Source organism: Pandoraea pneumonica, assembly GCF_049918595.1.
In the GTDB taxonomy this organism is placed as follows: Bacteria; Pseudomonadota; Gammaproteobacteria; order Burkholderiales; family Burkholderiaceae; genus Pandoraea; species Pandoraea pneumonica_A.
Genome location: NZ_JBNCRZ010000010.1, coordinates 24,782 through 42,597, shown reverse-complemented (window position 1 = coordinate 42,597; position 17,816 = coordinate 24,782). Strand labels below are relative to the sequence as shown.

18 protein-coding genes and 1 pseudogene are annotated in these 17,816 nt (G+C 62.5%); 8 read left to right on the top strand and 11 right to left on the bottom strand.

Annotated elements, in window-relative coordinates; translation table 11 throughout:
* Window positions 1–152 precede the first annotated feature (152 nt).
* The 6 genes from ACPWR9_RS25810 to ACPWR9_RS25785 form a co-directional block, all read right to left on the bottom strand.
* Window positions 153–935 (bottom strand): amino acid ABC transporter ATP-binding protein, encoded by a 783-nt coding sequence (locus tag ACPWR9_RS25810; RefSeq protein WP_426301923.1) that lies wholly within the window; start codon window positions 933–935, stop codon window positions 153–155.
* Window positions 932–1,861, bottom strand: coding sequence for a transporter substrate-binding domain-containing protein (locus tag ACPWR9_RS25805; protein ID WP_426301921.1), 930 nt, complete (start codon window positions 1,859–1,861; stop codon window positions 932–934). The genes ACPWR9_RS25810 and ACPWR9_RS25805 overlap by 4 nt, the downstream gene beginning before the upstream one ends.
* A gap of 48 nt (window positions 1,862–1,909) precedes the next feature.
* Entirely contained in the window at window positions 1,910–2,563 is a 654-nt protein-coding gene (locus tag ACPWR9_RS25800; RefSeq protein ID WP_426301919.1) for an amino acid ABC transporter permease, read from the bottom strand.
* Window positions 2,564–2,578: 15 nt separating this feature from the next.
* Window positions 2,579–3,256: an amino acid ABC transporter permease gene (locus ACPWR9_RS25795; protein WP_426301917.1), complete on the bottom strand. Its 678-nt coding sequence runs from the start codon at window positions 3,254–3,256 to the stop codon at window positions 2,579–2,581.
* A 215-nt stretch (window positions 3,257–3,471) separates the two neighbouring features.
* Window positions 3,472–3,936 (bottom strand): HU family DNA-binding protein, encoded by a 465-nt coding sequence (locus ACPWR9_RS25790; RefSeq protein WP_150682161.1) that lies wholly within the window; start codon window positions 3,934–3,936, stop codon window positions 3,472–3,474.
* 304 nt (window positions 3,937–4,240) lie between these two features.
* On the bottom strand, window positions 4,241–5,299 hold the full coding sequence (locus ACPWR9_RS25785; RefSeq protein WP_426301915.1) for a hypothetical protein: 1,059 nt from the start codon (window positions 5,297–5,299) through the stop codon (window positions 4,241–4,243).
* 178 nt (window positions 5,300–5,477) lie between these two features.
* Here ACPWR9_RS25785 and ACPWR9_RS25780 point away from each other — a divergent pair, with 178 nt between their 5' ends.
* Window positions 5,478–6,809 (top strand): sugar MFS transporter, encoded by a 1,332-nt coding sequence (locus ACPWR9_RS25780; RefSeq protein ID WP_426301913.1) that lies wholly within the window; start codon window positions 5,478–5,480, stop codon window positions 6,807–6,809.
* Here ACPWR9_RS25780 and pagP read toward each other — a convergent pair.
* Window positions 6,785–7,459, bottom strand: coding sequence for a lipid IV(A) palmitoyltransferase PagP (pagP, locus tag ACPWR9_RS25775; RefSeq protein ID WP_426301911.1), 675 nt, complete (start codon window positions 7,457–7,459; stop codon window positions 6,785–6,787). The genes ACPWR9_RS25780 and pagP overlap by 25 nt on opposite strands.
* A 664-nt stretch (window positions 7,460–8,123) precedes the next feature.
* Here pagP and ACPWR9_RS25770 point away from each other — a divergent pair.
* Entirely contained in the window at window positions 8,124–9,068 is a 945-nt protein-coding gene (locus ACPWR9_RS25770) for an acetaldehyde dehydrogenase (acetylating) (RefSeq protein ID WP_426301909.1), read from the top strand.
* Window positions 9,069–9,100: 32 nt separating this feature from the next.
* Window positions 9,101–10,120: a 4-hydroxy-2-oxovalerate aldolase gene (dmpG, locus tag ACPWR9_RS25765; protein ID WP_426301907.1), complete on the top strand. Its 1,020-nt coding sequence runs from the start codon at window positions 9,101–9,103 to the stop codon at window positions 10,118–10,120.
* A gap of 188 nt (window positions 10,121–10,308) precedes the next feature.
* Here dmpG and ACPWR9_RS25760 read toward each other — a convergent pair whose 3' ends face one another.
* Window positions 10,309–11,139, bottom strand: a complete 831-nt coding sequence (locus tag ACPWR9_RS25760; protein ID WP_426301905.1) for an IclR family transcriptional regulator — start codon at window positions 11,137–11,139, stop codon at window positions 10,309–10,311.
* On the bottom strand, window positions 11,139–12,086 hold the full coding sequence (locus tag ACPWR9_RS25755; RefSeq protein WP_426301903.1) for a flagellar brake protein: 948 nt from the start codon (window positions 12,084–12,086) through the stop codon (window positions 11,139–11,141). Before ACPWR9_RS25755 ends, ACPWR9_RS25760 begins: the two co-directional genes overlap by 1 nt.
* Before the next feature lie 524 nt (window positions 12,087–12,610).
* Between ACPWR9_RS25755 and ACPWR9_RS25750 the strand changes: the two genes are divergently transcribed.
* A complete protein-coding gene (locus tag ACPWR9_RS25750; protein ID WP_426301901.1) occupies window positions 12,611–14,104 on the top strand; it encodes a hypothetical protein in 1,494 nt (497 codons plus the stop codon).
* A 47-nt stretch (window positions 14,105–14,151) separates the two neighbouring features.
* On the opposite strand, the gene ACPWR9_RS25745 is transcribed toward ACPWR9_RS25750, so the two are convergent.
* On the bottom strand, window positions 14,152–15,060 hold the full coding sequence (locus ACPWR9_RS25745) for a LysR substrate-binding domain-containing protein (protein WP_426301899.1): 909 nt from the start codon (window positions 15,058–15,060) through the stop codon (window positions 14,152–14,154).
* Between the two features lie 181 nt (window positions 15,061–15,241).
* Here ACPWR9_RS25745 and ACPWR9_RS25740 point away from each other — a divergent pair, with 181 nt between their 5' ends.
* The 4 genes and pseudogenes from ACPWR9_RS25740 (at window position 15,242) to ACPWR9_RS25725 (ending at window position 16,935) form a co-directional block, all read left to right on the top strand.
* A complete protein-coding gene (locus tag ACPWR9_RS25740; RefSeq protein WP_426301897.1) occupies window positions 15,242–15,949 on the top strand; it encodes a pirin family protein in 708 nt (235 codons plus the stop codon).
* 74 nt (window positions 15,950–16,023) lie between these two features.
* Window positions 16,024–16,446: a DoxX family protein gene (locus ACPWR9_RS25735; RefSeq protein WP_426301894.1), complete on the top strand. Its 423-nt coding sequence runs from the start codon at window positions 16,024–16,026 to the stop codon at window positions 16,444–16,446.
* Window positions 16,443–16,541 (top strand): annotated as a pseudogene (locus ACPWR9_RS25730) (NAD(P)H:quinone oxidoreductase); the annotation flags it as partial. The gene ACPWR9_RS25735 and the pseudogene ACPWR9_RS25730, both read left to right, overlap by 4 nt.
* A gap of 31 nt (window positions 16,542–16,572) precedes the next feature.
* Complete coding sequence (locus ACPWR9_RS25725) at window positions 16,573–16,935, top strand: nuclear transport factor 2 family protein (RefSeq protein ID WP_426301892.1); 363 nt, start codon at window positions 16,573–16,575, stop codon at window positions 16,933–16,935.
* Here ACPWR9_RS25725 and ACPWR9_RS25720 read toward each other — a convergent pair whose 3' ends face one another.
* Complete coding sequence (locus tag ACPWR9_RS25720) at window positions 16,936–17,808, bottom strand: LysR family transcriptional regulator (protein ID WP_426301890.1); 873 nt, start codon at window positions 17,806–17,808, stop codon at window positions 16,936–16,938. It lies immediately after the preceding gene.
* Between the last annotated feature and the right edge of the window lie 8 nt (window positions 17,809–17,816).

Below are 17,816 nucleotides of genomic sequence, written 5' to 3'. Positions count from 1 at the left end.
TCATTTTTTTGTTCCCTCCCCGCGTGGGCTGTGGTGGCGGCGCCTGGGGGGCGGGGCGCTGCTCGGGTGGGCCCGCGGGGGGCGGGGGGCGGCCCCCCCCCCCCCCCCCGGCGGGGCCCCCCCCCGGCGGGGCCGGGCACCGCCGCGTTGGCTTACTGCCCGGGATGGCTCAGCAACTGGCCAAGGAAATGCCGAGTCTTCTCGTGCTGCGGGTGTTCGAAGAACTGCGCGGGCGGCGCTTGCTCCACAATTTTCCCGTCCGCCATGAAGATCACGCGGTCGGCGACGCGGCGTGCGAAACCCATTTCGTGCGTCACGCAAAGCATCGTCATGCCGTCTTCGGCCAAACCGCTCATCGTGTCGAGCACTTCCTTGACCATTTCCGGGTCGAGCGCTGACGTCGGCTCGTCGAACAGCATGATGCGCGGCGTCATGCACAACGCGCGGGCGATGGCCACACGTTGTTGCTGTCCGCCCGAAAGCTGACTCGGATATTTGTGCGCCTGCTCGGGAATGCGCACCCGGGTGAGGTACTGCATCGCCAGCGCTTCGGCATCTGCGCGCGAGAGTTTTCGCGAACGCATCGGGGCCAGCGTGCAGTTTTGGAGAATCGTCAGATGCGGGAAGAGATTGAACTGCTGGAACACCATGCCGACTTCCTGACGCACCGACGCGACATTCGCGCCACCGGCCGTGAGATCGATGCCGTCGACGACGATGCGTCCACGTTGCACAGGCTCCAGCCGATTGATGCAGCGAATGAGCGTCGACTTGCCTGAACCCGACGGGCCGCAAATGACGATGCGCTCACCCGCCGCGACACGAAGAGCGATATCCGTGAGCACCTGAAACTGCCCGAACCATTTGCTCACGCCATCGAGTTCGATGATCGGCGCGCCCGATTCGCCGGATAGCTGTCGCGCGGTTTCGCTCATTGCAGCTTCGGCAGGTCGGTGTCGAGCCATTTGCGATACAGCTTGTTCAACTCACCGTTCGCTGTATTGCGCGTGACGAAGTCGTTGACCGCCGTGAGCAGCTCCGGCTGATTGGGGCGCAACGCGATGCCCATCGACTGCTGCAACAGATTGAACTTCGGCTCGTACTGCCCCGGCGCCCGCTGACGAATGGCACCGGCAACCGTGACCGAGCAGCCGATGGCATCGACCTGACCCGAGAGCAGCGCCTGCATAGCGGACGCGTCATCGTCGAAGCGCCGAATTTCGGTGCCTTCCGGCGCGGTCTTGGTCACGGCAACGTCCTGCGTGCTCGCGCGCGCCACACCCACGCGTAGCCCTTTCAGGTCGGCGGCGGACTTGATCGGCGCGCCAGTCTTGCCGAGCAGCACGATGGTGGCCGCGGCATAGGGCTTGGAAAACTGCACCTGCTTGGCGCGTTCCGGCGTGATGGCGAGCGAGGCGACCAGCACATCGACTTTGCCCGTGAGCAGAAACGGGATGCGATTCGGGCCAGTGACCGGCACGATATTGACCTTCACCCCGAGATCTTTCGCGAGCAGTTTGGCAACGTCGGCGTCGTAACCGTCTGGCTGATTCTGCGCATTTGTCGTGCCATAAGGCGGGAAGTCGACCAGCATGCCGACGTTGATCGTTCCCTTTTTCTTGATGTCGGCGACCGTCTGCGCGTGTGCGGGTGTCGTGAACAGCGACAGCGTGCCAGTGAGTAAGCTGCCGAGCGTGCCGCCCAGCGACCCGGCAAAACCTGCGGGCATGGCGGCCACGACGAGCGTGGTGAGGAAGTCGCGGCGGGAGTGGGTGACGGCAGCGGATACGTCACGACGGCTCGCCGGATGCTCGCGTCGCGGGGTGGAATGTGCGGGTGCGGGAGGTGTTTTTCGCGTCATGTTAGTGCTCCTTGTTCGATGCAATTGGCGATGTCGATCGCGATTTGGCTATGTCGCATTCGCCGACTTGTGGTGCCGTTCGAGGCGCGAGGCCAGCCGAGACAGCGGCCAGCACAGCACGAAATAAAGCGCGGCGACCACGGAAAACACCACGAGCGGTTGGAACGTGGCGTTATTGATGATCTGTCCGGCGCGGGTAATTTCGGTGAAGCCGATGATCGCGGCGAGCGATGTGCCTTTGACGATCTGCACTAAATAGCCCACGGTCGGCGCGACGGCGATGCGCGCCGCCTGCGGCAGGATCACGTCGCGCATGCGGTTGAACCACGACAAAGAGAGCGCCTGCGCGGCCTCGACCTGACCGTGCGGCACCGCTTCGATGCAGCCGCGCCAGATTTCGCCAAGAAAGGCGGCGCTGTTCAAAATGAGCGCAACACCCGCGGCAATCCACGGATCGATTTCCAGTCCGATCACCGGCGCGCCGAAGAAAATCAGAAACAGTTGGAGCAGTAGCGGCGTGCCTTGAAACAACTTGATGAACGCGAGCGCCAGATTGCGCAACCAGCCGATATTCGACGTGCGGGCGAGAGCGACGCCCAGACCGAGCACGGCGCCACCGACGAAGGCGATGGCGGAAAGGGCGAGCGTCCAGCGCGCCGCTTCGACGATGAACCAGAACTCCGGCCAGCCGAAAGTCCGCATCGTGTGCGCCCCGTATCAGGTTTGGCGGCGCTCGGGAAAATCGAGCGTGCGGCGGTAGATCACACGAAAGAGCGCAGAAAACGCGAGCGAGAGCAGCAGGTAGATCGCGGCGACCACAATATAGATCTCGAAACTGCGGAACGTTTGCGACTGCAAGTTGGCCGCCACCGAGGTGAGATCGTCGGCCGAGATGACCGAGACGACTGCCGAGCTAAGCATCAACAAGATGAATTGGCTCGTGAGCGCGGGGTAAATCGCCTTAAGCGCAGGCTTCAGAATAACGAAGCGAAAGATTTCCCACGGTTTGAGATTGAGCGCCAGCCCAGCCTCTATCTGCCCGCGCGGAATCGCATCGATACCCGCACGAATAATCTCCGTGGCATACGCGCCGAGGTTGACGACCATCGCCGTGAGCGCAGCGGTGTGTGGACTCCAGCGCAAGCCGACAGCGGGTAGTGCGAAGAAAAAGAAGAAGAGCTGGACGAGGAACGGGGTGTTGCGAATCAGCTCGATATAGGCGTTCACAAGCCAACGCACCGGGGTGGGGCCGGAGGTTTTGCCCCACGCGCAGACAATGGCGAGCGTCAGCCCGAGCGCCATGGCGCTGGCCGACAGTTCGATGGTGATCCAGGTGCCCTTGAGTAGCAGCGGCCACGCCGCGAAGACGTCGCCGAACGCAAACGTGTATTGCAAGGATGTCCCCCGCGAGCGCTGACGGATGCCCCGAGCGATGTTAGCGGGCGACGCGTAAAGCGTCCACTCCGCACAAACCCCAGCGAAAAAGTCGAAGTCGCGGATTCGGCGGACGAAAAAAAACGGTGCCGAAATTCGGCACCGTTTGACTGCACATCTGGCAAGTTCTGCGATATTCGCTGCTGCCGGTGAGGCGGCAGCGCATTGCGCAAGACTTACTGTGCAGCGTCCTTCACCTTCTTCAACGAGCGAACCTTCACGCGCGTCGAAGCCGGCTTGGCGGCGAACTCACGTTCTTGCTTCGTGAACGGGTCGATGCCGCGACGCTTCGGCTTGGCGGCGATCTTCTGCGTGGTGACCTTGAACAGGCCGTGCAGCGTGAATTCGCCAGCGCCCTTCTTGTGCAGCGAGCCGAGAATGGTGTTCTCGAGCGCGGCCAGCACTGCCTTGACGGTCTTCACTTCGACCGCAGCACGCTCAGCGAGGTGCGCAGCGAGTTGCGTCTTGTTGAGCGAGTCCTTGAGCGGCGTGACCTTGTCGGTCGCTGCTGCCTTCGGCGCTGCCTTCGGTGCGACTGCCTTCTTCACCGAAACTTTTTTAGCGGCCGGAGCCTTCTTAGCTGCCGGAGCTTTTTTCGCCACAGGGGCCTTCTTAGCTGCTGCTTTCTTTGCCGTTGCCATATCGATCCAATCGATGAGAATAAGAAAGTGCCGTCGTAGAACGGCCACCCGAATGATACGTCTTGCTGCGCCGACGATTCTACCTAAGAAATCGCTTTCTGCGAGTAGTGCGCAAACTTATGTTGCGTGCTTGCCGCACAAGGGTTCGCGCCGAGAGAGCCTTATTTCGAAGTGTTTTACGAGTGTTTCGTTCGCGACGTGACACGGCGTCTTTGTCACGTTGTGTCGCTCGCGGGTTCCGCGCCGCTGTTTTTCTTTGTGTTACCGGGTGTGAAAACCGGCCCGTTGCCGAGCCGGAATGCGCTTAAAACCGCTGCATTTGGCAGGTTTCGCAGCGGCCGTCGCTATTACACCAGGCGTCGGTGAGGGTCGTGCCATCGGCGCCGAACGTGATGTCGTGCTTCGCGCCGTAGCTGCCGGCAAGCTGTAGACGGTCGCCCGCGAGCGTGCCTTGGACGGTGGCGTGAATGTTCGGCTCGACGTCGTCGACACTGCCGGTGACCTGCGCGCCATTGAGCGCGAGTGCCATGAGACGTGTCATCGGCGAGCTCCAAATTCCCCACCACGGCGGTGCGTTCTTGCACAGTCCGCGCCAGCGGCCTGACGGATTCACCACGCGCAACGGCGCTGGCGCACTGGTTTGCATGGCAGCGTTTGGCGGAATGGGCGGTGTGACGATCGTGGTGCCGGCAGGGGCAGGCGCATCGATAGCGGCCACATCGCGTGCGACTTCGGGCGACCCAGACGTCAAGGCATTGACGGCCTTCAGGCCTGCGGTGTCGCCAATGGAGCTAGGAACCGGCGTTGCCGTGGCGCTCGGCGCAGCGCTGGCGGGCGTGGCTGGCATGGACGACGCGGGCACATAAGTGGTGGCGTTGTTGGCCGGTGCAGCCGGTGCGGGTGCCAGCGGCGCCGCGCTGAACGTGCCCGGTGCACCGCTCAGGCGCGCCATATCCGGGGGCAAGCCGTCGTTGGGCACCGGGGAGGATGCGGCGGCGCACACGTGACACGACAAGCTCGACAGGCTGTTGCGCGTGAGCGGGCGCGTACCGAACATACGCTGCCCGCCTTGCGAGCCGTCACGCAAGATGGTGACGTAAGGGGTGTCGTCGAGGCGGTAATCGACCTTGGCGCACGACGGCGCGTTCGTTTGCAGCGTGACGTCGGCAGAGTAGGCGCCGTTGCTCGCCAGTACCGGCAGCACCGCCACGGAGGCCGAACAATCGGCAACGATATGGGCGCAGTCGCATCCGCCGACCGGCTCGTGGGCACCGCCCGCTTGGGCGTAGCTCAGACCGGCGATGCCAAACACCCCAGCGACGAGCCATCCCGCCGCGATACTGAATGACCGAAATCCCCGCATGACGTTTCCCCGAAATGTAGCGGCGTGTCCTATGGAGCGGATAGTCGATCAAAAGACGTCGGCTGACAAGAGTCGAAGGGGTGGAAAACGCAGACGCTCACCGCGTGTTCGTCGCCGATAGCGCGGTCTACACTGATGGTTCTTGTCCTTGCAGTGCCACCACCCACTGGAGACATGCATGTCCGTCAATCGCCCGTCCCACGTGCCTTCGCCGTCGGAAAGCGCGCACAGCCGCGCTACCGAAGTTCCGGAAATTCCCAGCACTCCCCGCATCCCACCCTCCGCAAAACGCGTGCTTGCAATGCTCGCGACGCTGTTCTTTGCGATGGGGTTGATTACTTCGTTAAACGACATTCTCGTACCGCATTTCAAGGCGGCGTTCGATTTGACGTATCGGGACGCCGCCCTCATTCAGTCGAGCTTCTTTGCGGCCTATTTCGTTGTGTCGTATCCGGCCGGTCAATACACGGCGCGCGTCGGTTACCGGCGTGCGCTGGCGAGTTCGCTCTGGCTGGCCGGTTTGGGGTGTGCATTGTTCTTCCCGGCGGCGGCACTCGTGTCGTATCCGTGTTTTCTCGCCGCACTCTTCGTGCTCGCGAGCGGCATCACGCTGCTGCAAGTGGCGGTGAACGCCTATGTCGAGACGTTGGGCTCGCGCGGCGAAGCGGCCAGCCGCCTCACGCTGGTGCAGGCATTCAACTCGTTGGGGACGACGGTCGGGCCGCCGCTGGCCGCGCTTTGGATTCTTGCCCCGCAGGCGGCGGGCGCGACCGGACATGCTGTGGATAGCGTTCGCGGCCCTTACGGCATCTTGGCGGCCGTGCTGATGGTGGGCGGTGTGGTGCTTTGGCGGCTGAAATTGCCCGAACAGCGCACGAACGATAGCTCCCCTCCGGGGCTGCTCGGCAACGTGCGCAGTCTGCTTGCGCATCGCCCGTTGCGATACGGCATCGTGGCGCTCTTTCTTTATGTCGGTGCGGAAGTCAGTATCGGCAGTTTTCTTATCGTCTATCTGACGCATACCGACACGGGCATTGCGGACCATGCGCACGCCAGCCGCTATCTCGCGTTTTACTGGGGCGGGGCGATGGTGGGTCGATTTGTCGGCGCGTGGTTGCTGCGGCAAATAGCGCCCGGGAAGTTGCTGAGCCTGTGCGCGCTATACAACCTGCTACTGATTCTGGTGTCGTTCGCGCTACCCGCGAGCTTTGCGATGTGGTTGCTGATCGCCTGTGGATTGGGCAACGCGATCATGTTCCCCACGATCTTCTCGCTTTCGGTTGGCGGGCTCGGCTCACGTGTGAGCGAGGGCGGTGGGCTGATCTGTATGGCGATCGTCGGCGGCGCGGTGCTGCCGTATATGCAGGGCGCGCTCGCCGACGGTATCGGCGTTGTGATGTCGTTCCTGGTCCCGGCGCTGGCCTATTGTTATATCGCCGGGTTCGGGGCGTGGTGTGCGCAAGGCCGACAGGGCATGCCGGTCGATCAACCGGCCTTGCCGAACGTGTAACGGCCGAAGATGAACAGCACGTTCCCGTTGCCTTTGCCGCCGGGAACGTAAGCCGTTGCCACCGACGCGCGCCCCACGCCGATTTCGGCAAGAGGCAGCGCGGCCGGGAACGGAATGCCACCGAGTGTATCGGTGCGCGACATCAGAAACACGGTGTAGCCGAGACCGAAGCGCACCGGCCCGGCTTTCACCACATTCCAGATCCGCCCGTAACCCGCCATCGGCGACCAGTCGTTGTGGGAGTCTTTGAAGGCCATCGCATACAACATGCGTGAGCCGTCCTTGCCGTCCGATAGCACGCGCCCGTAGCCGATACCCCAGGGATTTTCGTTGTACTGGGAGATTTTCTCGCTCGTGTATGCGAAGCGCAGATGGTGTGTGTGCAATGGCACGTAGAGGTCGCTTGCGCCTTGCGTGGCGACGTCGCGGAACTCATCGACGATGGCACCCGGCCACGAGGCGATACCGCTACGCTCGCTGTCTTCAGCCTTCGATTCGATGGGCCATGCGAGCGCCAGTGCTGCCGTGAGTGCGGCAAACGATGGCAGCGCGATGCGCGATGTCGGTGAAAAGGGAAAGCGTGAAGGGGGCGGTACGACACAAATCGATTGCGCGAGCCGCCCGGTGTTCTGGGGGTTCGGAGACGTCATGCAATCAAGCGGGGGGTACGCAGGAAAGAATCACGACTAGACCACCCCCTCACAGCGAAAGTTCGTCCTATGACGTAATTGGGAAGATGCCCACTTGCGCGGCGCCTCGTGATCGAACCTGCTGCGCCGCCTATAAGTACTGTTGTATCAATTAGATACGTCAGATATGGGCGGGTTATGCACCGGGTTGTGAACATTTTCTGTGGATAACCATCGGTCACCGAATGACGTTGGCATTGCCTCGATTTCCTCGCGTTACCTCAGTCGACCTGCTTCTGCATTGGCGCATCAATTGCGCGCCGCACTTTTTCCCCATCGCATCAAGCACTTGAGATAGCTATCCGCAAGTTGTCCACTGGCTTGCAAACAGAATCTGTGGATAACGTCACCCGGCCAAAACGCGCACCATGCCTCGATTTGCAGCGCATGGCACAACTTTGAAGCGCAGCATTTCTTCCCTGTCGAATCAGGCACTTGCCATGCTTTTCCGCAAGTTATCAACGGGCTTGTGAACAAAAAGTGTGGATAAGCCAAGGGCAAAATCGCAGATTGCATTAATCTCAATATATGAGATCAATGTTTACATATTGACATTATGTCGATGGCGGAATTACGATGCGCCTCATACCGGTAACCGGTGGACGGACACGTTCAGGAGACGACAGTGACGGAACGACGCAAACAGAAAGTGGCGATCATTGGCTCGGGCAACATCGGCACCGACCTGATGATCAAGGTGATGCGCAATAGCGAGCATCTGGAAATGGGCGCGATGGTCGGTATCGATCCGGCGTCTGATGGACTGGCGCGTGCCCAGCGCCTCGGTGTGCCGGTGACTGCGGGCGGCATCGACGGCCTGCTGGCGATGCCCGGCTTCGAAGACATTCGCATCGCCTTCGACGCGACGTCCGCGAAAGCGCATGCGCACCACAACGAACTGCTGCAAGCGCGCGGCGTGCAAGTCATCGATCTGACGCCGGCGGCCATCGGCCCGTACGTGATCCCGTCGATCAACCTCGACGCGCACCTCGACGCCACCAACATCAACATGGTCACGTGCGGCGGGCAGGCGACGATTCCGATGGTGGCGGCGATCTCGCAAGTGGCGAAGGTGCATTACGCCGAAATCGTCGCGTCGATCTCGAGCAAGTCGGCCGGCCCGGGCACGCGTGCCAACATCGACGAGTTCACGGAAACCACGTCGAAGGCCATCGAAGTGCTGGGTGGTGCATCGCGTGGCAAGGCGATCATCGTGCTGAACCCGGCCGAGCCGCCGCTCATCATGCGCGACACCGTCTTCGTGTTGTCCGAACCCGGCGATCAGGCCGCTATCGAAGCGAGCATTGCGGCGATGGTCGATAAGGTGCACGCCTACGTGCCGGGTTATCGACTCAAACAGAAAGTGCAATTCGAGCTGTTCGACGCTTCGCGCCCGCTCAATGTGCCGGGGCTGGGCAAGCTGACGGGCCTGAAGACGTCCGTCTTCCTCGAAGTGGAAGGGGCGGCGCATTACCTGCCGGCCTACGCAGGCAACCTCGACATCATGACCAGCGCTGCGCTGGCCTGTGCCGATCGTATCGCCGCCACTCGTCTGGCCCTCGCGGCCTGAACGCCGCACGCTCTTCGGGAAGACACTTCACCATGACGCAGAAAAAACTCTATATCTCCGACGTGACGCTGCGCGACGGCAGCCACGCCATCCGCCATCAGTACAGCATTGCCAATGTGAAGGCGATTGCGGCGGCGCTCGACGCGGCCCGCGTCGATTCGATCGAAGTCGCCCACGGCGACGGCCTGTCGGGTTCGAGCTTCAATTACGGCTTTGGCGCACACACCGATCTGGAATGGATCGCCGCCGTTGCCGAAACCGTGCAACACGCCAAGGTGGCGACGCTGCTGCTGCCGGGCGTGGGTACCGTGCACGACCTGCGCGAAGCCTATGACGCCGGTGCCCGTGTGGTGCGCATTGCCACGCATTGCACCGAAGCCGACGTATCGCGCCAGCACATCGAGTACGCCCGCGAGTTGGGGATGGACACCGTCGGCTTTCTGATGATGAGCCACATGACCACGCCGCAGCATCTGGCCGAGCAGGCCAAGCTGATGGAGTCGTACGGCGCGACGTGTATCTATGTGGTGGATTCGGGCGGCGCGCTGGGTATGAGCGACGTGCGTGATCGTTTCCGCGCGTTCAAGGACGTGCTGAATGCCGAAACGCTCACCGGCATGCACGCACACCACAACCTGAGTCTGGGCGTGGCGAACTCGATCGTTGCGGTGGAAGAGGGCTGCGACCGTATCGACGCAAGCTTGGCAGGCATGGGCGCTGGCGCGGGCAATGCGCCGCTGGAAGTGTTCATTGCGGCGGCATCGCGTCTGGGCTGGAACCACGGTTGCGATCTGTACACGCTGATGGACGCCGCCGACGATATCGTGCGTCCGCTGCAAGATCGCGCCGTTCGCGTGGACCGCGAGACGCTGGCGCTCGGCTATGCGGGCGTGTATTCGAGCTTCTTGCGTCACGCCGAGGCTGCTGCTGCCCGTTACGACTTGAAGACCGTCGACATCCTCGTGGAACTGGGTCAGCGCCGCATGGTGGGTGGTCAGGAAGACATGATCGTGGACGTCGCGCTCGATCTGCTCAAGCGTCGTGCTGCTTAACAGATCTCCGGATCAACGGATCAACGGACCAACCGTTCAAAGCATCATCGCAACGCAGCACTGGCGTAACGACGCACCAACGTAAAGCATCACCCAAGCAGTGGTAGCATCTCCGCAAGTGTTCACGCCGGCCTTCGAAAGAATGGCCGGCGTTTTTTATGGGCAGACGGGAAGGGGAGCGGGCGGCGTTAGCGCGCGTTGCCCGACCAGCCGAGTTGCTGGCTGATGCGTGCAGCGGCGTCTTTCACGCGCGGCACGAGTTCTTGCATGCGCTCGCGGCTCATGTATTTGGTGGTGCTCGATACGCTGATCGCTGCCACGATGCGTTGACTGGCGTCGTAAATGGGCGCGGCGACGCAGCGAATTTGCGGTGTGTCGTCTTCCAGATCGAAGGCATAACCTTGCCGCGCATAGTCCCGCATGCGTGTGAGCCACGCTGCGGCGTCCAGTTCGTGCGATGGCACTTTCGCCTGATAGTGCTCAAGCTGCGCCCGCCATTCGGTTTCATCCTGATCGAGCAGCAGGGCTTTGCCCACGCCGGTGACGCAAATCGGTTTGCGTCCACCAATTCGCGAGCTGATTTCCACCGCCCGTTGCCCGGGCAGTTTATCGAGATACATGACTTCCCAGCCGTCGGCGACCGCCAGATGGACGGTGTCCTGCGTTTCGCTGGCGAGCGCTTCAAGCGTCGGGCGTGCGACACGCGGCAGGTCGATCTGCCGATAGGCGAGAAAGCCGAGTTCGATCAGCTTATTGCCGAGCCGGTAACCGCGTCGCGGCTCGAAGCGCAGGTAACCCGCTTGCACGAGCGCCGAGGCGATGCGATGCGTGGTCGACGACGTGATGCCCGTATGCGCCGACAGGGCCGCCACGGTATCGATACCGGCGGCCACGGCTTCGACGATATCGAGGCCGCGGAACAGCGTCTGGCTCGCTAATGTGCGCGGGCGCTCACCTTCGGCGGACTTCTCGGATTTTGTGGCTTTCGTCGATTTGGCCGCCTTCGATTCTTTCGTCATCACGCGCCCCCGAGCGCGAGCAGCCGCTCGTACACATAGCACTTGAGGGCGACGTAATGCGCCGGTTCTAGCGTCGGTAGTTCGATGCCATGCAGGTGTGCGCCGTCGTCGTTCTGTTGAATGCCGCGAATCGTGCCGGTGGCTTCCACCGGCATGTCGATGTCGCCAACGCGCACGCGAAACGCCAATTGCATCGTGTCGCCGGGGGCACCGAGCGGGGCATCGGTCAGCAACGACACGCCTTCCGCGCTTACGTCCTGCAACAGCGCGAGATGCTGAGCCTCGCCGACTGTGATCGAGGCGACCAGACGCGCAGGCACCCGTTGCGAACGGCGCAGTACCTTGCGGCGGATTTGCGCGGGTGCCGACAGCACCACGTATTCGAATGGCAAACGCTCCACGCGCTCCACCGTGCAGACGAAGTGATAAATGTCTTCGCCCGAGAAGGTCCACAACTCTAGCCGCTCACTGGGTTGCAGCGATGGCGGTGCCGAGCGCCCGGTCGGCGCGGTGATGAACAGCATCTGATTCGGCGCATGACCGATGACGCGCGTGCGAATGCGTTGTGACCCGGCACCCGGCGGCAATTGAATCTGAAGCCAGTCGCCTGCTCGCAGGTTGAGGTCAGTGAGTCCGTACTGCGCCGCCGATGCGTCGGCGGGTGCTGGGGCAACGGCTTGAACGGGCGGCGTGTCAGTGCTCGCTTCGGTGCTGGCGTCGGTGTTCTCGCCGTCGGCGACTGCGGTATCGGCACCGAGCGTAGCGACGCGATGCGGGGCGAACGAGGTGAACAACCAGTCGAGGCCTGCCTGTGTCGGCACCAGGTCGCCAACGGCTAGCAGCGGCTCGCCGTTACGGTCGACGATGGCCCAGGGCAGGGGTTCGCCAAGCGTAATGTCGGCGGGCGTGAGAGCGACGAGTGGCAACGACGAAGTGACAGAAGACATGGCGAGACAAGGCAATTAGCGGGTGAGCAGGGTGCGCATCGCGTGCGCAGCAGGTTCCATGCGGGGACATCAGTTGTCCGAAGTCTACCGCGCCGCATCGGCACTTGGCGAGAGGCGACGCGTTGCGGTGAGGCGTGCCTGCCGTGCACAACCTGCGTAAGTGGGCACTCGCTGGAGGGGCGTGTCGTGCGGCGATCTCCTAGCGCGCTCACGCGTGTCGTCTCAGGCGCACTGGGTGTTCGCCGCGTAGCCGCACAGTAGGCTGTCGCGCATGCCCCCGACGGCCACCTATGGTCGACGGTTTGCCAGCGCAAATCGAATCACGCTGGCGGACACATTCCGGCAGGGGGAAGGTCATGCGGCAACACGGGGGAATTCAAGGACAAGGGACAGGCAACCGGGGGAGATGTTGTTCATGGAATGGCGCACGCGGGGCGAGTTTTTCGCGCTCGCACGCCGAAGTCGAACGACGCAATTCGCGGCACGCCGATATCGCCGACACGCTGGTACGTGCGTCCAACAGCATGCGTGAACTGGGGCCCGACGTGTTGGCGATGCGGCGCGCCATGCGCCGAGACCTGACGGACGCTTTCACGCGTGCGTGGGCTGGCCTGTGGGTGACGACCGGCCCGTGCCAGCATTTCTATCGCAAGGAGTTCGATCTGGCTCATGAGCGCGATGCCCGGCTTGCGACACATCTCGAGCAGGCGGAAACAACGCTGACAGGGCCAATGCCCGCAGAGTCGGACAACGAGGCGAGGCTGGCGCCGGCGCGCGAACACGCCACATTTGACGCGCTATCTGGCGACGTCGACGCTTGGTTGCAAGGCGTGCGGCAGACGGGAGATCGGGGCTGGCGTTTTCGCGTCGCGCGCGATGTGCTGTCGTTGGTGGGTAACGTGTCGCTGCTTGCGGTCATCGGCGAGCGCTTCTATCGCGACGCCGCGCAAGCCGAGACCTCGCCGAATACCGCCACAGGCTTATGGACAGGCGCGGCATCGGCGAACACGCCGTTCGATATCCCGTGGGCCGACTGGACACTGTTGAGCTTCGAAGGGTTAAAGGGCCTGATCACGCAGTCGCTGGGGTCGCCGACGTTAGTCCGCCATCATGCGGTGGACGAAGTCCTCAAGCGCATGGATGCCGGGTGCCGATTGTTGGCCGCGTGTCTGCCGGACGACATGCCCAGCGCGACAGGGCCATCGCCATCGTCGTGGCGTGACGCGTTGGGTACGCTCACCCGGTTGCGTGACGTGGCGACCCTTTTCACCTTGGCGAATTCCGCCGTGCCGCCTGCGCGATTAATTCTCTGGGTGTCGTCATGGTTGGGGCCGGAAACGCGCGAGCTAGACAGCGATCGCGGTGTCCTGCGTGTGGCGGGTCTGGTGCTCGACAGTTGCCGTGCGGTGACAAGCCTTGCCGGCACATGGGCGCGCAATGTCGCTTTCGCCCACGATGCGCATGATTTACAAAAACGATGGCGGGCCCTAGGGGACGCCGTAAGCCGCGTGCCCGAAGCTGAGCTGGCGATGGTCATGCGCCGCGTGGCTAACGTGATGAAGCTCTCGATTCACTGCGACACGCCGCTGCTCGCGAAGATCGCATCGGATGCCCGCCTGTGCGGCTACCTGCTCGGCGCGCCTGAGCCATTTACCGTGAACGCCATTGCGCAGGCATGTGAGCGCTTCGGCGTGCCAGCCCATCCGTCAGCTTCGGGGAACATGGCGTTCCTAAGTCTGCAACCGGCGGAGAACTCATGGGGCAAACGCTGGCGCGACGAGGCCTGGCAGTGGAGCGCAGCAACGTCCGTTCGCGCTGCCTACCGTCTGCTGCTTGCCTATCAGCACTATGGCGCGGTGCTGCCGGAGTGGTGGGTGTCGCGGCTTCAGGCTGCCGATGATGCCAAGTCTGCGACGGCCGACGGGTATCTCGCGGGTGCGGCAAGCACGTCAGGCGCCGAACCGGCGGTGCACATCGACATCGGCCGAAATCTTGCTTTTGACGAAACGTATCTCTGAGCCTGTTCGGCGCGCATTGCGCCGCACGCCACACGCCATGTGGACGCTCACAGCGGGTTTTCGTAGCCGGCCACCAGTGCATCGAGCAGATGGCGCACGGCGGGCACCATGCCGCGACGCGTCGGAAAAATCGCATGCACCAGCCCCGGAGCAGTCGACAGCGTCGGCAGCAGCCGACGCAGGTCGCCCGCGCGCAGATCATCCTTCACGAATTCAGCAGGCAATAGCGCGACACCCACGCCCTGCATGGCTGCGATGCGCAGGCTCGCAAGATCATCCGTCGCGAGGCGAGGCCGATGCGTGAGCGACATGGCTTGTCCTCGCGCATCCACCAGATGCCACGTGTGGCGCTCGCTTTGCCCCGCCATTGCCAGCGTCGGCCAGTCATTGAGCGAATCGAGCGACTTCGGCACGCCGTACTGCTTCATCAACCCCGGGCTGGCGACCAGCACGAGCGCGGAAGCGCCCAACTGCCGTACCGCAAGCTCGGTGTCGTCCAACGGCGGAAGCCTCACGCGAATCGCGAAATCCAACCCTTCCTCAATCACATCCACGCGGCGGTTGGTCGCGTCGAGCAGCACCTGAACCTGCGGGTTCTCCTGCACGTAGCGCGCGATGATCGCGGCGATGCCCGAGCTCAATAAGCCCAGCGGGCAACTGATGCGCACCGTGCCTTGTGGCTGACTGCGCGTCTGATCGATCAGGTCCTTGGCGGCGCGAGATTCGGCGACGAGCGCCAGACAGTGTTGATGGAACTGACGCCCGGTCTCGGTGAGCGACAAGCTGCGGCTAGTGCGATTCAGCAGTCGCACGCCTAGTTCTTCTTCCAACGCCCGCACGCGTCGGCTCAGCTTCGACGTTTGCAGCCCAAGGTGGCGCGCAGCGGCCGTAAAGCTGCCGTGTTCCACCACTTCGGCGAAAAGCCGGAGGTCGTTCAAATCGGAAATCGGGTCCATCGAGGCTGAGGCTCCTTCGCCATCCGCGGGCGGCATGCGTGTGAATTGATCGTTCTACAGGAAGCAACGATACTTTTCAATATAGGACATATGCAGCGAATCATTGCTTGAATAGCATGCACTCCATTGCCAGAGGTCATGCGAATTCGATGGCCAGGGCGTACGAATCAAGGAGATAGCGATGCTTGCTCACCGGCGTTGGGAATCGCTCGATCAGGCCGACAACGGTTGGTTGCGCGCGAAGTATCACTTTCAGGTCAGCCCCACGGGGAATCCGGCGCACACGGCGCTCGGTCCGCTGATCGTGTGGAACGACGACGAAGTCGCGGTGCAGAGCGGTTTCCCGTTTCACGGCCACCGTGACGTCGAGATCATTACCTACGTCCGGCAGGGCGTGCTTGGGCACCGCGACACGCTGGGCTCGGAAGGCACGATCCACGCTGGCGACGTGCAGGTGATGAGTGCCGGTACGGGCATTCGTCATGCCGAGTTCAACAAGGGCGACGTGCCGCTCAAGCTGTTCCAGATATGGCTGCGGCCTCGCGCCATGGGTGGCAAGCCGCACTGGGATACGAAGGCGTTTCCCAAGGCGGCGGCTAAGGACAACGGACGTTTTACCGTGCTGGCCAGTGGTTACTACGCGAGCGACGAAGGTGCGCTGCCCATTGGTGCCGACGCGCGCGTGCTGGGTACGACGCTCAAAGCGGGTGACACCGTGCGTCACCCGCTCGGGCCGTCGCGCAGTGCTTATCTCGTGGTCGCTTCGGGAAAGATCGCCATCAATGGCGAGTCCATGGGCCCGCTGGACGGCGTCGCGATGACGGACGTCGCAACCGCTGAAATTACCGCTTTTCAAGACGCTGAACTGGTCATGGTGGAGACCGGCTGAGCCTTCTTTTTCGAATCCACTCCCTCGGGTTTTCTTTTCTCTTAATTGTTTTTTAGATTGCTTAGGACATTGCGATGAACAACTACAAATTTCTTCCTTTACTTGGCCGCATTCTGCTCGGTGCACCGTTTCTCATGAGCGGGTTGAGCAAGCTCGGCGCGCATGCCGCCACGGTTGGCTACATCGGCGCGGTCGGTTTGCCCGCACCGTCGCTGGCTTACTTCATGGCGGTGATTGTCGAAGTGGGCGGCGGCCTGCTGTTAATGACGGGTTTCCGTGCACGTCCGGTATCGCTGGTGCTGGCGCTTTTCTCGCTCGCTACGGCGGTGTTTTTCCATCACAACTTCGCCGATCAGAACCAGATGATCCACTTCCTGAAGAACGTGATGATGGCGGGCGGTCTGCTTCAGATCACTTACTTCGGTGCGGGCGCTTACAGCTTCGATGCGCGCGCCAAGGCATCGACGTTGCGCGGCTCGGTGCCGAACGCATCGTAAGCGCTGTCGCGGAGCTGGCCGACTACGACGCGATCGTGGTCGGCGCGCCTACCCGCTTCGGTCGCATTTCGTCGCAGATGGCGGCGTTTCTAGATTAACGCCGATTAATCCATTGAGGCTCTGATCATGTCCCACGATATTCCGACCCTGCTGCAACGCAATCTCGATATGTTCGGCGAGAACGATCCGGTGCGTCGACGCGCGCTCATCGACGAGTTCTACACCGACGATTGCGTGTTTTACGATCCGAACATGGGCGTTTATCGTGGGCGCGATCAACTCGACCGAATTGCGGGTGCGATCAAGGCCACGCATCCCGACTTCAAATATCAGCCAATTGCCTTGCCCGATGTCGCGGGCGATGGTGGACGCATTCGATGGGTGTCCGGGCGGCCGGGGTATGCACCCGAGTATGCGGGTACGGATGTGATCATCTCGCGCGATGGTCGTATCGCCGCTGTCTATCTCTTCTTCGATCCGCTGCCGTGATCATCCCTGCGCCATCACCTGTTGCGCGATGGCCTTCGTAATGGCGACTTTGTCGTGGCGCGTGCGCTCTAGGAGGCCGATGCAGCGTTGCTCAGTCGCGCCGGGCATGGGGATGATGCGCAACGCTTCCTCGTGCGCCCACGTCGCGCTGCGCAGCATCGGCACTACCGCAACGCCTAAGCCTTGGCGGACCAGCGCCACAATGCCCTCGATGGAGCTCAGTTCCAGATACTCGTTGACCTTGACGTGCTGACGCCGCACCGCGCGGTCGATCAACGCGCCAGTGCGCTGTGTGCGATCGAAACGCAGAAAACGCTCTGTCGACAGCAGCCGGGCTGCCGGTGCCGGTTTCATATCCGATGGCGTGAGCAGCACCAACGACTCCCGATACAACGGCGTCCAGCGCACACCGGCGGGGCGGCGTCCCGTCGGCTCGACAAGCACGGCGCAATCGATATCACCGGCATCGAGTTGCGCCGTGAGTTCGTTCGATCGCGCGGTCTGAATCAGCACATCCAAATGCGGTTGCGCTTCCTTGATCTGCGAGACGGCCGCGGCCAATGCGCTCACGGCCGACTCGACCGTACCGATGCTTACCGGGCCTGCGGGCGTCTCGATGCCGGAGGCCAGCATGCGCATGGTCTGGTACTGCGCGAGTAACTGTTTCGCGTGTGGGAGCAGTGCTCGGCCCATGGCGTTGAGTGCCACCGAGCGGCCCACGCGGTCGAACAGCGCGTGATCGAATTCCTCTTCCAGTGCCCGCATCTGCATGCTCACGGCCGACTGCGTCATGGCGAGATGCTCGGCCGCCGACGCGAACGAGCCGTAATGTGCGACCGCAGCAAAGGTGCGCATGAATCGTAGGTTGCTCACGGGGTGCC

Bases quoted from the DNA above. Each gene is read 5' to 3' on its own strand.
- ACPWR9_RS25805 (WP_426301921.1), bottom strand. From the start codon at position 1,861: ATGACGCGAAAAACACCTCCCGCACCCGCACATTCCACCCCGCGACGC.
- ACPWR9_RS25725 (WP_426301892.1), top strand. From the start codon at position 16,573: ATGTCCCACGATATTCCGACCCTGCTGCAACGCAATCTCGATATGTTC.
- ACPWR9_RS25750 (WP_426301901.1), top strand. From the start codon at position 12,611: ATGCGTGAACTGGGGCCCGACGTGTTGGCGATGCGGCGCGCCATGCGC.
- ACPWR9_RS25755 (WP_426301903.1), bottom strand. From the start codon at position 12,086: ATGTCTTCTGTCACTTCGTCGTTGCCACTCGTCGCTCTCACGCCCGCC.
- ACPWR9_RS25800 (WP_426301919.1), bottom strand. From the start codon at position 2,563: ATGCGGACTTTCGGCTGGCCGGAGTTCTGGTTCATCGTCGAAGCGGCG.
- ACPWR9_RS25780 (WP_426301913.1), top strand. From the start codon at position 5,478: ATGTCCGTCAATCGCCCGTCCCACGTGCCTTCGCCGTCGGAAAGCGCG.
- ACPWR9_RS25760 (WP_426301905.1), bottom strand. From the start codon at position 11,139: ATGACGAAAGAATCGAAGGCGGCCAAATCGACGAAAGCCACAAAATCC.
- dmpG (WP_426301907.1), top strand. From the start codon at position 9,101: ATGACGCAGAAAAAACTCTATATCTCCGACGTGACGCTGCGCGACGGC.
- pagP (WP_426301911.1), bottom strand. From the start codon at position 7,459: ATGACGTCTCCGAACCCCCAGAACACCGGGCGGCTCGCGCAATCGATT.
- ACPWR9_RS25740 (WP_426301897.1), top strand. From the start codon at position 15,242: ATGCTTGCTCACCGGCGTTGGGAATCGCTCGATCAGGCCGACAACGGT.
- ACPWR9_RS25785 (WP_426301915.1), bottom strand. From the start codon at position 5,299: ATGCGGGGATTTCGGTCATTCAGTATCGCGGCGGGATGGCTCGTCGCT.
- ACPWR9_RS25735 (WP_426301894.1), top strand. From the start codon at position 16,024: ATGAACAACTACAAATTTCTTCCTTTACTTGGCCGCATTCTGCTCGGT.
- ACPWR9_RS25810 (WP_426301923.1), bottom strand. From the start codon at position 935: ATGAGCGAAACCGCGCGACAGCTATCCGGCGAATCGGGCGCGCCGATC.
- ACPWR9_RS25745 (WP_426301899.1), bottom strand. From the start codon at position 15,060: ATGGACCCGATTTCCGATTTGAACGACCTCCGGCTTTTCGCCGAAGTG.
- ACPWR9_RS25790 (WP_150682161.1), bottom strand. From the start codon at position 3,936: ATGGCAACGGCAAAGAAAGCAGCAGCTAAGAAGGCCCCTGTGGCGAAA.